14 protein-coding genes are annotated in these 14,789 nt (G+C 42.6%); 8 read left to right on the forward strand and 6 right to left on the reverse strand.

Features of this window, described 5'->3' with window-relative positions; genetic code table 11:
- Positions 1 to 1,249: 1,249 nt before the first annotated feature.
- Entirely contained in the window at positions 1,250 to 3,064 is a 1,815-nt protein-coding gene (locus tag B5X77_RS10260) for a dihydroorotate dehydrogenase (RefSeq protein ID WP_079507772.1), read from the reverse strand.
- A 216-nt stretch (positions 3,065 to 3,280) separates the two neighbouring features.
- On the opposite strand from B5X77_RS10260, the gene B5X77_RS10265 reads away from it, so the two are divergent.
- Together B5X77_RS10265 and B5X77_RS10270 are read left to right on the forward strand one after the other, a co-directional pair.
- A complete protein-coding gene (locus tag B5X77_RS10265; RefSeq protein WP_079507774.1) occupies positions 3,281 to 3,463 on the forward strand; it encodes an H-type small acid-soluble spore protein in 183 nt (60 codons plus the stop codon).
- A 159-nt stretch (positions 3,464 to 3,622) separates the two neighbouring features.
- On the forward strand, positions 3,623 to 4,006 hold the full coding sequence (locus B5X77_RS10270; RefSeq protein WP_079507776.1) for a DUF302 domain-containing protein: 384 nt from the start codon (positions 3,623 to 3,625) through the stop codon (positions 4,004 to 4,006).
- A 60-nt stretch (positions 4,007 to 4,066) separates the two neighbouring features.
- Here B5X77_RS10270 and B5X77_RS10275 read toward each other — a convergent pair whose 3' ends face one another.
- Both B5X77_RS10275 and B5X77_RS10280 read right to left on the reverse strand, forming a co-directional pair.
- Positions 4,067 to 5,065, reverse strand: a complete 999-nt coding sequence (locus B5X77_RS10275; RefSeq protein ID WP_079507778.1) for an inorganic phosphate transporter — start codon at positions 5,063 to 5,065, stop codon at positions 4,067 to 4,069.
- A 12-nt stretch (positions 5,066 to 5,077) separates the two neighbouring features.
- Positions 5,078 to 5,695, reverse strand: coding sequence for a DUF47 domain-containing protein (locus tag B5X77_RS10280; RefSeq protein ID WP_079507780.1), 618 nt, complete (start codon positions 5,693 to 5,695; stop codon positions 5,078 to 5,080).
- A 386-nt stretch (positions 5,696 to 6,081) separates the two neighbouring features.
- Between B5X77_RS10280 and B5X77_RS10285 the strand changes: the two genes are divergently transcribed.
- Together B5X77_RS10285 and B5X77_RS10290 are read left to right on the forward strand one after the other, a co-directional pair.
- Positions 6,082 to 6,909 carry an aldo/keto reductase gene (locus tag B5X77_RS10285; protein ID WP_079507782.1) on the forward strand — a complete coding sequence of 276 codons (828 nt, stop codon included), beginning with the start codon at positions 6,082 to 6,084 and terminating at the stop codon, positions 6,907 to 6,909.
- A gap of 413 nt (positions 6,910 to 7,322) precedes the next feature.
- The gene (locus B5X77_RS10290; protein WP_079507784.1) at positions 7,323 to 7,580 is read left to right on the forward strand and encodes a GlsB/YeaQ/YmgE family stress response membrane protein; all 258 of its coding nucleotides are present in this window, start codon (positions 7,323 to 7,325) and stop codon (positions 7,578 to 7,580) included.
- Positions 7,581 to 7,647: 67 nt separating this feature from the next.
- Here B5X77_RS10290 and B5X77_RS10295 read toward each other — a convergent pair whose 3' ends face one another.
- Positions 7,648 to 8,568, reverse strand: coding sequence for an RluA family pseudouridine synthase (locus B5X77_RS10295; protein WP_079507786.1), 921 nt, complete (start codon positions 8,566 to 8,568; stop codon positions 7,648 to 7,650).
- Positions 8,569 to 8,741: 173 nt separating this feature from the next.
- Here B5X77_RS10295 and B5X77_RS10300 point away from each other — a divergent pair, with 173 nt between their 5' ends.
- Positions 8,742 to 9,140: a YhcU family protein gene (locus B5X77_RS10300; protein ID WP_079507788.1), complete on the forward strand. Its 399-nt coding sequence runs from the start codon at positions 8,742 to 8,744 to the stop codon at positions 9,138 to 9,140.
- Positions 9,141 to 9,177: 37 nt separating this feature from the next.
- Here the strand turns inward: B5X77_RS10300 and B5X77_RS10305 are convergent, their stop codons facing one another.
- Both B5X77_RS10305 and B5X77_RS10310 read right to left on the reverse strand, forming a co-directional pair.
- On the reverse strand, positions 9,178 to 9,648 hold the full coding sequence (locus B5X77_RS10305; RefSeq protein WP_079507790.1) for a thioredoxin family protein: 471 nt from the start codon (positions 9,646 to 9,648) through the stop codon (positions 9,178 to 9,180).
- 1 nt (position 9,649) lies between these two features.
- On the reverse strand, positions 9,650 to 10,087 hold the full coding sequence (locus B5X77_RS10310) for a disulfide oxidoreductase (RefSeq protein WP_079507792.1): 438 nt from the start codon (positions 10,085 to 10,087) through the stop codon (positions 9,650 to 9,652).
- A 274-nt stretch (positions 10,088 to 10,361) separates the two neighbouring features.
- Between B5X77_RS10310 and B5X77_RS10315 the strand changes: the two genes are divergently transcribed.
- The 3 genes from B5X77_RS10315 (at position 10,362) to B5X77_RS10325 (ending at position 14,759) form a co-directional block, all read left to right on the forward strand.
- Entirely contained in the window at positions 10,362 to 11,900 is a 1,539-nt protein-coding gene (locus B5X77_RS10315) for a bifunctional GNAT family N-acetyltransferase/carbon-nitrogen hydrolase family protein (protein WP_079507794.1), read from the forward strand.
- Between the two features lie 353 nt (positions 11,901 to 12,253).
- Positions 12,254 to 13,999, forward strand: a complete 1,746-nt coding sequence (locus B5X77_RS10320) for a phospho-sugar mutase (RefSeq protein ID WP_079507796.1) — start codon at positions 12,254 to 12,256, stop codon at positions 13,997 to 13,999.
- 37 nt (positions 14,000 to 14,036) lie between these two features.
- Positions 14,037 to 14,759, forward strand: coding sequence for an SDR family oxidoreductase (locus B5X77_RS10325; RefSeq protein WP_079507798.1), 723 nt, complete (start codon positions 14,037 to 14,039; stop codon positions 14,757 to 14,759).
- Positions 14,760 to 14,789: the final 30 nt, after the last annotated feature.

Below are 14,789 nucleotides of genomic sequence, written 5' to 3' on the forward strand. Positions count from 1 at the left end.
ATAAGGGTTCCAATTGCAGGTAATGAGGCACTTATAATGGGGTTCTCTGACATAAGGGTGCCAATCAAGCTGTTAGAGATTCTTATGATTGGTTTCTCTACCACATAAGGGTCCCGATCAAGCGCAAGAGGTCGTTATGAGCGCGTTTTCTCCCGCATGAGGGTGCCAATCGGCCGGAAAGAGACCCTTATGGATGGTTTCACTCCCCTATAAGGGTGCCGATTGAGCGTAAAGAGGACCTTATAAATAGTTTCTCACCCACATAAGGGTCCCGATCAAGCGGAAAGAGGTCCTTATGAGCGCGTTCTCTTTTGCATAAGGGTGCCGATCGGCCATAAAGAGGCCCTTATGGGTGGTTTCTCTCCCGCATAAGGGTGCCGATCGGCCGTAAAGAGGTCCTTATGGACGGTTTCACTCCCGCATAAGGGTGCCGATCGGCCGTAAAGAGGTCCTTATAAGCGCGTTCTCTCCCACATAAGGGTCCCGATCAAGCGTAAAGAGGCCCTTATGAGCGCGCTCTCTCCCGCATAAGGGTGCCGATTGGACAGAATGAGACCCTTATGGACGGTTTCACTCCCGCATAAGGGTGCCGATCGGCCGTAAAGAGGTCCTTATAAGCGCATTCTCTCTCGCATAAGGGTGTCGATCGGCCGTAAAGAGGTTCTTATGAGCGCATTCTCTCCTGCATAAGGGTGCTGATTGAGCGTAAAGAGGTCCTTATGAGCGCATTCTCTCTCGCATAAGGGTGTCGATCGGCCGGAAAGAGGTTCTTATGAGCGTATTCTCTCCTGCATAAGGGTGCTGATTGAGCGTAAAGAGGCCCTTATGAGCGCGTTCTCTCTCGCATAAGGGTGCCGATCGGCCGTAAAGAGGTCCTTATGAGCGCGCTCTCTCCCGCATAAGGGTGCCGATTGGACAGAAAGAGACCCTTATGGACGGTTTCACTCCCCCATAAGGGTGCCGATCGGCCGTAAAGAGGTCCTTATAAGCGCGTTCTCTCCCACATAAGGGTCCCGATCAAGCGGAAAGAGGTCCTTATGAGCGCGCTCTCTCCCGCATAGGGTGCCGATCGGCCGTAAAGAGACCCTTATGGATGGTTTCTATCCTGCATAAGGGTGCCGATCGGCCGTAAAGAGGTCCTTATAAGAACGTTCTCACCCCCATAAGGGTCCCGATCGAGCGGAATAGCATCTTTATTCATTAAAATAGACTGCAGGCTTTATCTGCAGTCTTTAATCACCTGGATTTTTTAAAAAAAGTCTTTTGTCAGCCATAAACCGCCAAGGTAAAGTGCCAGGGCAAAATAGGCAGGGAGAAGATGAATAAAATCAATATAACCGATATAAAAATGTGTGAATATCCCAGCAGAAAAAGCTGGAATACCGCCAAACAAAAATGCCCTCCAAACCCAGCTTGAGCCTTCGTGGAAACCCCAAAGAGCTAAAGTGAGGACCAGCAGTCCTACGCTGAAAAGTGCACTGCCAAATCCTGCACGGTCATGGGCGATCACAGGGATCAGTTTTTGATTCAGAGAATTTAGCTGATCAGGTGTCATGCAAATATATTGGAGATCTGTATCGACAAAGACATATGTAGCTCCGATAGTGGAAATCACGATTCCTCCCAGGACAAAAGAGAACCCTAAGATTACAAACATAAACTGACCATAAACTGCTTTTTTCCAGGCTGGATGGTTCGTGCGGTTTTTGGAAATTGGCGGTTCATTCACTGCCCGTGTCTTTCTGAATCCAAGTATATATACAGGGAGCAGAATCAGCCAAAACAAGCCGTGAACCCAGTCGAAATAACCGAACCCAAGGAACAGCAAAATTCCGAGGAAGCCGGTGATGGCGCCGATATTGTACGCTTTCCTTGTCCAGTGGATTCCGTGTCTGATGCCATGCCGGGCAAGCTGCATATAAATATATCCACCAGAAATCATCGTTCCGGCCAGGGTCATCCTGTCATGGGACATGAATTTATACAGATTTGGGTTATAGGCCATCAACTCCAGCCTGCTCATCTGCATGAAAGCTTCATCATAGGAAAGGATCACCTTTGTAAAACTAAAGAATAGAACAACAGAGCCCCCGATTAGAATAAACAGCCCAAACAGCCAATACCAAAGCCATCCTGGATAAATAACTTTTTCTTCTTGTCGGCAATCCAACATTGCTTCATAGATTCTTTTAGGCAAGCCTGGTCCTGAAGCGACATAGCCTCCAGACAAAAAGACAAGTTCTGCTCCTGCTTTGAATAGTTCAAGTGCGTCAGCCGGTTCAGCCACTCCGCCTGATGTTATGACGGGTAAAGCAATTTTTTGCTTTACCAACTCTATAGCGCGCACCAAATCGTTAGTTTGCTGCAGGGGCAAAACTTGGTTATGTGCTGTCAGCACACGGTCTTCCTCAATCATGATTCCATCACAGAACTGACTTGCAAACTTAAGCTTTGATAGACTTTCACCAACTTCCGAATGCCTGATAGCTAAAAGTAAAGGTTTATTGCTCAATACTGTTTTTAGGTTTACAAGATCCTCGCGGCTTTTTATACAATCAATTCCAATAACAAAAGCATCACCAATTTCTTTTAATTGTCCGGCAATTATTTCTGGTTCCTCAATCCGTATCATGACTGGGACAGTAACACTGGCCTTTTTTAAGGATTCGATTGTAGCTTTAAGACCAATCGTTTGTGGATTTTCAGGCAGAATCAGGACATCTCCTGTCGGGGAAATGGATGCTTTAGTTTCAGGTTTCCTGGGCTGAGTAGTGATTGGACCAATCTCAATAGCACCGAACCCAAGGTTTGGGAAAGCGTGAATTCCTGTTAATCCAGGGTCTATTTTTCCGCTTAACCCAATCGGGCTTTTGAAATGGACTCCAAAGAGAGAGCGGGATATTTTTTCGGAAGGAGACAAATGACCAAGAAACTCGATGAATGATCTTCCTCCTGGCAGCTTAGAAATCGTCGACATTCCCCGGTGGATAAGTTCCCGGCCTGCATTCCCCGGCAGCCGAGACAGCCAGGGTTTAAATAGCGGGTGATATGACCAGTCCGGCATAATAACCTCCAAAATTTGTATCTTTTCTTTTCATTCTAACGTAAAAGGATTCACGTGGCAGCTGGGCAAAATAAACTTTTAAGAAAAATCGACTGCAATTAGAAATGTGAAATGGAAGAAATCTTTTGTAAGTGTACATAGTTTCCCGTTTGCCCTGCATAAAAAGGAATACTTCTAGCAAAAATAGGGTAGAAATTTGAATGTGGAGGTAGAAGAATGGATGTAAACCGTGTTAAGCAAATATTATCTTCATCTGCAGAAATTGATGTCACTTATAATGGTGCTTCCGTCTGGATTGACCAATTAAATGAGGATGGCAGGACGGCGACCGTACACCTTCGGGGGCCGCTGGAAGAGAGGACTACCGTGGAAATTTCCGAGCTGCAGGAAAGGTCTTGATTTAATGAGGCGAGGAGAGGCCACTTTTTAAATAATCATGACCGCCGTTATGCAAATAAATGTACGGCGGTTTTTTAGTATGGCACAATATAAATAATACCTATAGAGGTTTATTCACTGTTGTTTATAGGTATTTTACATTTGAAAGGAGAGATGAAAATGTTCCATCATACAATTGAAGTGGACAAGTCATTGGACGAAGCGGTATCGGCACTGGAAGCGAGCTTGAAAAATGAGAAATTTGGTGTCCTCTGGTCATTGAATATGAAGGAGACACTGGCAGGCAAGGGCGTTGAACTAGATGGGGACTATATCATCCTTGAAGTCTGCAATCCGCATGAGGCAAAAAGGGTACTGGAGAAAAATCCTCTTATAAGCTATTTCCTTCCTTGCAAAGTTGTTGTCTATAAAGAAAATGATTCAACCAAAGTTGGGCTTCCAAAACCAACAGAATTAATTAAATTTGTTGAAAACGATGACTTGCAGGCAATTGCTTCAGACATTGAAAAGAGATTGATCGGTGCGATTGACAGCATTAAATAGTAGTTTTTAAAAAACAGAAATCAAAAGGCCCAGGAGGATTCCCTGGGCCTTTTGATCTTATTAAAGGATAGCATTTAAAATAAAGTACGAGATGGCTGCTACAGTTGCCGAAATTGGCAAGGTAATAACCCACGTAATAATCATACGTTGAGCAGTTGTCCACTTTACGCCTTTTACTCTGTGTGCTGTTCCAACTCCTAGAATAGAAGATGAAATAACGTGAGTTGTACTTACAGGCAGATGTATATAGGTTGCTCCGAAAATGATCATGGCACCTGTTAAATCTGCGGCTACACCGTTTACAGGACGGATTTTCATAATGTTTCCGCCGACTGTCTTAATGATTTTCCAGCCTCCGACTGATGTACCAAGACCCATAGCAAGAGCACAGGAGAATTGAACCCAGAAAGGAATATCATTGGTTGTCAGATAATTATTTGCAATCAATGCCATCGTAATGATCCCCATGGCCTTTTGCGCATCGTTCGTTCCATGTGTAAAAGACTGCAAGGCCGCCGTAGCAACCTGGAAATAACGGAAATTCTTGTTTGTCTTTGTCAGATTGTTATTCCTGAACAAGACTTTAAAAATGCTGTAAACAAGGAATCCTACTGCAAATGCTAAAAGTGGTGAAATGATCAGTGCCTGAAGAATTTTTAAGAATCCGTTGTAATTCAGGGCACTAAATCCTGAAGCTGCAATTGCCGCACCGGCAATCGAGCCAATGATAGCATGCGACGAACTGCTGGGAATTCCGTAATACCATGTCAACAGGTTCCAGAAGATTGCAGCAATCAAAGCAGCTAAGATAACTAGCGATCCATTTTCAAGGGTGAAAGGATCGACAATATCTTTTGTAATTGTTTTAGCTACACCAGTAAACGTCATGGCTCCAACAAAGTTCATGATGGCAGCCAACAAAATCGCATGGCGGGGTTTAAGAGCTTTTGTTGACACGGAAGTGGCGATCGCATTAGCTGTATCATGGAAACCGTTGATAAAGTCAAATGCAAGAGCCCCAATAACAATCAATACTGTTACTAAAAATACTACATCCATTTCTCAGGCTCCTTACGCGTTTTTCATGACAATGCTTTCGAGGGTGTTTGCAACATCCTGGCAGCTGTCTGCGATCTCTTCAAGACCTTCATATATTTCCTTGTACTGAATGATTCGGATTGGGTCCTTTTCAACAGAGAATAGATGCTTAATGGATTGGCGAAGGACGCCATCACATTTTGATTCAAGATCTTTAATCCGGATGGCATGTTCTCTTATTTGTTTAAGTTTCTTTGTAGTTAATAACTGAACAGCTTGTTCAATCTCAAATGAAGCACTCTTGATGGCAGCCACGAACTGCATCATGAACTCATCAGCTTTCGTGATTGAATACATGTCGAACAGGTTCGCACATTGTTCCATTCCATCAAGGACATCATCCATTGACATAGAAAGGGCTAGAATATCTTCTCTTTCGATAGGAGTGATGAATGCGTTATTCAATTCCATGATCACATCATGGATCAAATTATCACCCTTCGTCTCCATATCCTTCATTTTTTCAGTGAAAATTTTTAGATCGCTTGCATTGTTTAGCTTATAATCAGCAAAATACTCACTGCTTTCTTTCAGATTCACGGAAATATCCGTAAGCAAGATGGCAAACTTGTCTTTTTTCCTGAAAACCATAATGTTACCCCCACTGTTATCCAAATAATTTTTGAAGCGAGATTCATTTTAGCCTATAGATGTCGAAATATGAAGATGTTTGCAAAAAAATTTACAAAAACTTAATAATTGCCTCGTTTTACTTTTTACATTCTTCACAAAAGATTAATATTAGATTCCTCGTTTATTCATCCTCTAAACAATTTTTCAGTGGAAAAGCCTATTTTTTCTATAATGATTTGTCCACCTGTTTAGGACAATTTTTTGCCGGGAAATTAGAAATTACCCACCTGAAAACTTCGGCTATTGAGCCGTTTATATAGATTCACGGCTGTCGGCATGGCAGCCGTTTTGATTTGTAATGATCTTGACTCAGGGATAAAATGTATAAAACAGGAGGGGATTTCATGGCAAACGTTTTTGATAAGGTAAAATTACATAATGGAGTGGAAATGCCTGTTTTCGGTCTTGGTGTTTATAAAGTAGAAGAAGGGGTGCAAATCGAAGAAACGATTCAATCAGCCCTTGATTTAGGCTACAGGCTGATTGATACCGCTTCTTTTTACAACAATGAAGAAGGTGTAGGGCGAGCAATCAGGAACAGCAATATTCCAAGGGAAGAACTATTCATCACCACGAAAGTCTGGAATTCGGAACAGGGATATGACAATACTTTACGGGCATTCAATCGAAGTATGGACAGACTTGGTCTGGAGTACCTTGATTTGTATTTAGTGCATTGGCCTGTAAAAGGGGTGTATTTGGAAACCTGGCGGGCCCTGGAGAGGCTTTATCATGAAGGAAGGGTAAAGGCGATTGGTGTCAGCAATTTTAAAATACATCATTTGCAGGATCTTTTAAATCATTGCGAGGAAAAGCCAGTTATTAATCAAGTAGAACTCCATCCACTGCTTTCGCAAGAAGAGCTTCGAAATTACTGCCGTCAAAATGACATTATAGTCGAAGCATGGTCCCCATTATCCAGAGGAAGATTCCTTACTGACCCAATATTGAGCAGCATCGCGCATCGCTATGGAAAGACATCTGCCCAGATCATTTTAAGATGGCATCTGCAGCATGAGATTATTCCGATTCCAAAATCGGTCAATCCATCAAGGCTGAAAGAAAATACTGAGGTATTCGATTTCCAGCTTAGTCAACAAGAGATGGCGGAGATTGATGGACTTAACAAAGATCAGCGTTTTGGTGCCGATCCTGACCATATCGATTTTTAATGTTTCACCAGAAGAAATAAAGATAGCACGTAACGGGCTGAATTTTTTATCAGCCCGTTTTTTATTTTCCAAATTGGATACATTAAGAGAAAGCCGGGCCCTTTTAAACCGTTTTAAAACAAATTCCAGTTTGGGAAGGTTTTAAAATAAACAGAGGGTGGTAATGTAGGTGTACAAGCAGAAAGCAACATGAAACAACATCCTAGACTGACTGCTTGTCTGCTGCAGAAACAATGGTTTAATACCTCCAAATTAGAGGTAAGATAAAATTAGAGCAAGCTGATAAGCTCCCGGGATGCAATACTCATCAGTACAGCCTAATTTTACAAAAACTCTGCAGTATGAAAATGGGTGTGGAAATACCCGGCACTACTACTTTACATTACATTAACATTATAAGGAGGAAAAAAATTATGTTAAGTTTTCTTTGGGCATTAATTATCGGTGGTATTATTGGATGGGTAGCAGGATTAATCCTTGGAAGAGATATTCCAGGTGGCGTTATCGGTAACATCATTGCCGGTTTTGTAGGTGCTTGGATTGGTCAAGCTATTTTAGGTGACTGGGGACCAGTAGTTGCTGACTTTGCGATTGTTCCAGCCTTGATTGGTGCAATTGCGTTAGTATTCATCGTCAGCCTTGTAATGAAGAGCATGCGTAAAGCTGACTAATATTCAGCAAAAAATCCCTTCCGTTTTCGGAAGGGATTTTTTTGTGCGATTGTTTGAAACCTTGGAGTTAAATTTCATAGGGATCGATATTAACGAAAATCGGTTCCCTGTCGATAAAAGGAGCATGACATATTATTTTTTCCTGTGTAAAAGGGTGGATGAATTCCATTTTGACGGCGTGCAATGCCTGCCGGTAAAATTGGTCACTTCCATCATACAGCTTGTCTCCTGCAAGCGGGTGGCCAATGGCGTTAAGGTGGACACGAATTTGGTGGGTCCTGCCAGTATCCAGAAAACACTGTACAAGGGTAAGATTTTTTTGTTTGAGTTTATCTAAAACTTTAAAATGAGTGATCGCCTTCTGGCCTGTCTCCGATACTCTTCTTCTTGTCGGATGATGCCGATCGCGCCCGATTGGCTTATCAATCGTGCCTTTTTTTTGCTTGATGATTCCATCCGCGAGTGCCAGATAAGTTCTTTTTATAGAGCGTTCTTCGAGCATTTTATCGAGAATTGCTGCAATGAGCGGATTTTTTGCAAACAGGACAGCTCCTGTAGTATCACGATCGAGTCTGTGTATATGGCGCGGGCGGTTTGCCTCACCATTTGCCTGCATATGAAACGCAGCTGCATTCGCGAGAGTGCCAGTCTCGCTGGCTTCATTAGGATGAGTGTCCATTCCTGCAGGCTTATTGAAAACAATCATGTGATCATCTTCAAAAATGATATCAACATTCATATATTCGGGTATGAAGGCCGACTCTTCTTCTGTGAAAAGTTTAATGCTTAATCGTTGATTTTTACGGAGGGGAAGAGTCCAATCAGGAACTATTCCATTAATTAAGACACTTTTTTCCATTCTGAAATTATGGACCTGTTTTTTCGGTGCCTTCCAAAAATCCTTGAATAATGTTTCAAGCGTGTATTGTTCCCATGTTTCAGGAATGGTGACTTCAAACCAGTCGCCTTTTTTGTTTGTTTGATTCATCGAAATCTCCTTGTTTGTGCCATGTGTGAAAAGTTTTTATTATACTTGCAATTTTGTCAACTTTTACCTTCCCCATGGGCATAATTACCACCCAGTTAATTGGAATGGATATGTTATTCTAGGTATATATATTACGAATAGATTACAAAGGGTTATAAAAGGTGGGTCAATCATTGAAAATTGTTTATGCGTCTACGCCCGGACAAGAAGAGAAAATTGTAGAGCTGGCAAATTATTTTTACACTGATATTTTTCCATTATACTTCACGGATGAAGACATTCAAGAATTTGAAAGGCTTGAAGTTTTACATACCAGACCCGAACAGTTCGAGAGATTCAGTACACTTGGAGATGCTTTCCAGGTAATCACAAGTATGCAGACATTGATCTCTATCTTGGAATCTGGCCATATTCCCGGAAAATATCAGGCAATGTTCCGTAAAAATGTACAGATTTTGACGGACTATGGGATATGCTTCCCTTTTAATTACAATCAGTTCTCTGATTCAGAACATGTCCATCTGGATTATATCAGTACTTACTCAAAAGCTGCCAATCGATTACTGTTATAGTAGAAAGAAAACGCCTGCAGAATAGCAGGCGTTTTCTTTATTTCAATGTGTTCTCATTAAACCAATTTTCGAATGTGGCTTCTTCCTGATAGCCGACAACTCTGTTGACTTCTTTTCCATCTTTGTATTGAACAATCGTTGGTGTTGATTCAATACCATAATCATTCCAGCCCTGTTCGAACTCAAGTAGGTTGTATTGTACGAGATTTACATTCATATCCTTTGCCAGAGGAGCGACTATTGGGGTCGTACGCACACAGTGTGGGCATGTCGGGCTGTAAAAATAAACCGTAACATCTTCGCCATCTTCAAGCTTCTTGTCAAGATCGTCTGGCAGGATAATATTCTGATAGTTTGGATCATCCAGTTGTTTGACGGTTTCGGGATGGAGCGTATCTTTTCCGTATGGATTCCCCTCAGCCTTTTCTTCATTTTGTGCTTTATTAACAAAGAATAAAGCCGCGAACAATCCTACGATAATAACTAAAAAAATGATAACCTTTTTCAAATTAAGCTTCCTCCTTCGATTTCTTCCAAATAACAAGGCTCAATGCAAAAATAATGATGAATGCGGTCAAAGCCAGGAATGGAATGGTGATGAAACCCAACCAGTTTATGTACTGCCCGGTACAAGGCACTCTTCCGCATGTAACAGCATTATCAGCCATGAATGGCACTTTTTGCAACGAGTAATGGTAAAGCGATATCAGACCGCCCGCAGCAGCCATGATCATTGTATAAAAAGATATTTTATAATCCCTCTTCACAACGGCAATCCCCAGAATCAAAGTAAAAGGATACATAAGGATTCTTTGATACCAGCATAGGAGGCAAGGTTCATACTGGCGGATTTCTGAAAAGTACAGGCTGCCAAACATCGCGATGATGGAAGTGGCCCATGCAGCAAATAATAAGGTTTCCCTTAAATCTTTTTTCGGCTCTTTCAAGCTAATCTCCCCTAATTAATGTAATCTCTATTGAAACAATTTTTATCAAAGGAATAAAATTATCTCTCATTACATCTTAAGGAATGTAATAAAATATTTCAATTAACATTATGTGAAATAATTTTTCCCAATGGATGTGGAGAAGCTAAAGAAAATGTATTAGGCTGGGTTGAAAAAGGGTATAGGGATATGATGTTTTGACTCTTTTTACATAAGGATCTGCAAGAGCCCGAAACAAGACGAATTTTTTACGAAAGAAAGGGTGCACGACGATATGACTGAACTGGACTTATCAAAATTTGAAAAAAGAATGATCATCCGCAATACGAGATATGAGGATATAGACGAAATCATTAAAATGCAAAATAGCTGCTTTCCTGGCATGGATCCATGGAAGCGGGATCAGCTGGAAAGCCACCTGGAAATATTTCCGGAAGGCCAGTTCGTTGCTGAGTATGACGGCAATGTGGTTGGATCCTGCTCCAGCCTGATTATAAACTTTGACGAATATGATGACCGCCATAGCTGGGATGATGTCACAGATGAAGGCTACATCACCAATCACAACCCTGATGGCTATAATTTATATGGAATTGAAGTCATGACCCACCCTGAATTCAGGCGGATGAAGGTGGGCTACCGTCTGTATGAAGCAAGGAAGGACCTCGCCCGGCAGATGAACCTGAAGAGTATAATTATCGGCGGCAGAATCCCAAATTATCATCTTCATGCAGAAGAAATGTCACCCCGTGAATATGTCCGGCAGGTTGCTTCTCATAAAATATATGATCCGGTTCTATCTTTCCAGCTAAGGAATGACTTTATTTTGATGAGGATCAATCCGAATTATTTGCCGGACGACCTCCAGTCAAATAAATATGCGACATTGATGGAATGGAATAATGTTGAATACCAGCCAAAGTCCAAGCGTTTCTTCAAGACCAGCAACCCGGTCCGAATTTGCGTTGTCCAGTATATGATGAGACAGATTGAATCATTTGAAGATTTTGCACATCAGGTAGAGTACTTTACCGATGTTGCTTCAGATGCTGGCTCAGATTTTGCGGTGTTCCCGGAGATTTTCACGACACAGCTCATGTCATTCATGAATGAAAAATCCCCATCACTGGCTGTCAGAAGGGTTACTGAATACACAGAGCAATACATTGAGCTTTTTACCGATCTGGCTGTAAGATACAATGTCAACATTATTGGAGGTTCTCATTTAGTTAAAGAAGATGATGAAGAAATTTACAATATTTCTTACTTATTCCGCCGCGATGGAACAATCGATAAGCAATATAAGCTCCACATTACACCAAATGAGCGCAGATGGTGGGGCATCAGCAGGGGTGATGAGCTGAAGGTCTTTGATACAGACTGTGGCAAAATCGCTATCCAGATTTGTTATGATATCGAATTCCCTGAGCTTGCGAGAATCGCCACGGATATGGGAGCAAAAATCATCTTTACTCCTTTCTGTACAGAAGACCGCCAGGGGTACCTTCGTGTCCGTTACTGTGCTCAGGCCAGAGCAGTCGAGAACCAGGTCTACACCGTTATCTCAGGAACAGTCGGGAACCTGCCGCAGACGGAAAACATGGATATCCAATATGCACAGTCCGGAATCTTCGCACCATCTGATTTTGAATTTGCCAGAGACGGAATCGTCGGTGAAACAAACCCGAATATTGAAATGGTCATGATTGGCGATGTTGACCTCGAAATCCTCCGCCGCCAGCGACAGGACGGAACAGTTCGCCAGCTTAAAGACCGGCGCCACGATATTTACCGCATTCAGTATAAGAAGTAGGCTAACTGGAGCACCTGGGAGAGAGAAGAGTATTCCCAGGTGTTTTTTCTGTGGTGATTGAGATGCATTGATTTAGTGTGTTTAAGCGTTTTGCGAGATTGGGTGCCCTAAACCGCGAGGAGGAAAAAGAGGTAACCTATAGAGAGTGTTGGAATCTTAAATTACAGGGGAAAGACCAATAACCCGTTTTGGTGCACTAAATTAGCAGAAAGCTGAAAGTCGTTTACCATTAAAAGGAATTTTTTCTAAAAAATAAACTGCCTTAAATAAAATCAACAAATATTATCAATCAAGCTACATCTTGTTTTATAATTAGCTAAGATTCAAATCTTATTTTTTCAGGAGGTCATTCGATGGATTGGAAGATGAACGCTGACAAGTGGCTTGGTTTTGCTGGATTAGATCCAGAGCTGAAAACCCAACTTGATTCACTTAAAAATAACGAGAAGCATTTAGAAGAAGTCTTTTATAAAAACCTTGAATTCGGTACTGGCGGAATGCGCGGGGAGATTGGCGCCGGGACAAATCGCATGAATATATATACTGTCCGAAAGGCATCTGCCGGGCTGGCTGCATACATAGAAGAACAAGGAGCTGAGGCGAAGCAGCGCGGTGTGGCGATTGCCTATGATTCCCGCCATAAGTCACCTGAATTTGCCATGGAAGCTGCTAAGACATTGGCCACGCGCGGCATCCAGACATATGTTTTTGAAGAATTGAGACCTACTCCTGAACTCTCATTCGCAGTCCGTTACCTTCATGCATACGCAGGAATTGTCATCACGGCCAGTCATAATCCGCCTGAGTACAACGGCTATAAAGTATACGGACCAGACGGCGGGCAGCTTCCACCGGACAGTGCGGACGAAGTCATTGCCAAAGTAAACGAAATTGAAAATGAACTGTCAATTGAGGTTATGGACGAGCAGGAGCTGAAAGAAAAGGGTTTGATCAAGATGATTGGACCTGAAGTGGACCGGGCTTATCTCGAGAAGCTGATGATCATATCTGAAAATCCGACACTTTCAGATGAAACCGATGTAAAAGTTGTCTTCACTCCATTGCATGGAACGGCAAATATGCCAGTCCGCAATATACTGACGAATTTGAAGTACCAAAATGTCACGGTCGTAAAAGAACAGGAGCTTCCGGATCCTGAGTTTTCAACAGTAAAGAGTCCGAACCCGGAGGAGCATGCTGCTTTTGAACTGGCCATCCGCGAAGGAAAGACAATTGATGCGGATGTGCTGATCGCAACTGATCCAGATGCTGACCGTCTAGGTATTGCGGTAAAGGGTCAGGATGGGGAGTATACTGTCCTGACTGGAAACCAGACTGGTGCGCTTCTGCTGCACTATATTCTTACTCAAAAGAAGGAAAAAGGCACATTACCTGCGAATGGAGTCGTGTTGAAAACGATTGTGACTTCCGAACTTGGCCGCAAAATCGCGTCATCTTTCGGTCTTGACACAATTGATGTCCTCACGGGTTTCAAGTTCATTGCTGAAAAAATCAAACAATATGAAGAAACAGGGGAGTACAGGTTCCTGTTCGGATATGAAGAAAGCTACGGTTACCTGATTGGCGACTTTGCCAGGGATAAGGATGCGGTCCAGGCAGCCATGCTTGCTGTTGAAGTTTGCGCTTATTATAAAAAGAAGGGAATGTCCTTATACGAAGCGCTGCTTAGTGTTTTTGAAGAGTTTGGTTATTACCAGGAGGGCCTGCGTTCACTGACGCTAAAAGGAAAAGAGGGCGCAGAACTAATCCAGAAAACTCTCGGAGTTTTCCGCAAGGAGCCGCTCAAGCAGCTCGGAGCATTGAAAGTTACGTCTGTGGAAGACTATTTGACAGGTATTAGAGTGAATTCAGGTAATGAGGAAGAGAAAATCAAGCTTCCATCGTCAAATGTCATCAAATACTATCTTGAAGATGGTTCTTGGATGTGCCTTCGTCCATCAGGGACGGAGCCGAAAATCAAATTCTATTTTGGCGTAAATGACCAGAGCCTTAAAGACAGCCAGCAAAAACTTAAGCAGCTTGAACAGGATTTCATGGACCTGGTAGAAAAGAAAATGGAAGCCGCCAAAACACTATAAGTTCAACATAGAGATTCAGCAAGGAAGGAAGAATGGAATGTTAAAAGAACAAGTCGCAATAGTCACAGGCGCATCAAGAGGTATTGGCAAAGAAATCGCAGTGAAATTGGCTGAGCAGGGAATGAAGCTTTCGCTGGCAGGAACCTCAGACGATATCCACAAAACAGCCGAAGAGCTGAAGCAACAGGGGTTTTCGGAGGTCATTGCTGTACAGACTGATGTCAGCAATGAACAGCAGGTGAAAAACCTTGTAGAGAAGACGCTTGAAGCTTTCGGCCAGGTTGATGTACTTGTGAATAATGCCGGTATCGGCTTTTTCAAGTTAGCTGAAGAAGTGACAATTGATGAATGGAAGAAGCTTTTTGAAGTCAATGTCCAGGGTGTTTTCCTGGGCGCTAAAGCTGTGCTGCCGCATATGAAGGAACGAAAGACCGGTACCATCATCACGATCTCATCTGATGTTGGCCGTTATACCATTCCAAACGGGAGTGCTTATACTGCTTCAAAGTATGCTGTACAGGGCTTCAGCGGGGCACTTGCCCAGGAAGTAAGGGAATTCGGGATCCGTGTTGGCACCATCAACCCGGGAATGGTTGATACTTATTTTGCCGATTCAAAACAGGGCCTTCCCGAGAAACACGACTGGCTCAAGGTGGAAGATATCGCAAATGCTGTTGTATATATGGCGTCTGCTCCAAAGCATATGCTGATCGATGAAATTGTTATCCACCCACTAGTACAGAACTACCCAATTGCATAACGCTAAATCCCATCCGAAGAGAATCTGTTT

The sequence above is a fragment of the Mesobacillus jeotgali genome (assembly GCF_900166585.1).
In the GTDB taxonomy this organism is placed as follows: domain Bacteria; phylum Bacillota; class Bacilli; order Bacillales; family Cytobacillaceae; genus Mesobacillus; species Mesobacillus jeotgali_A.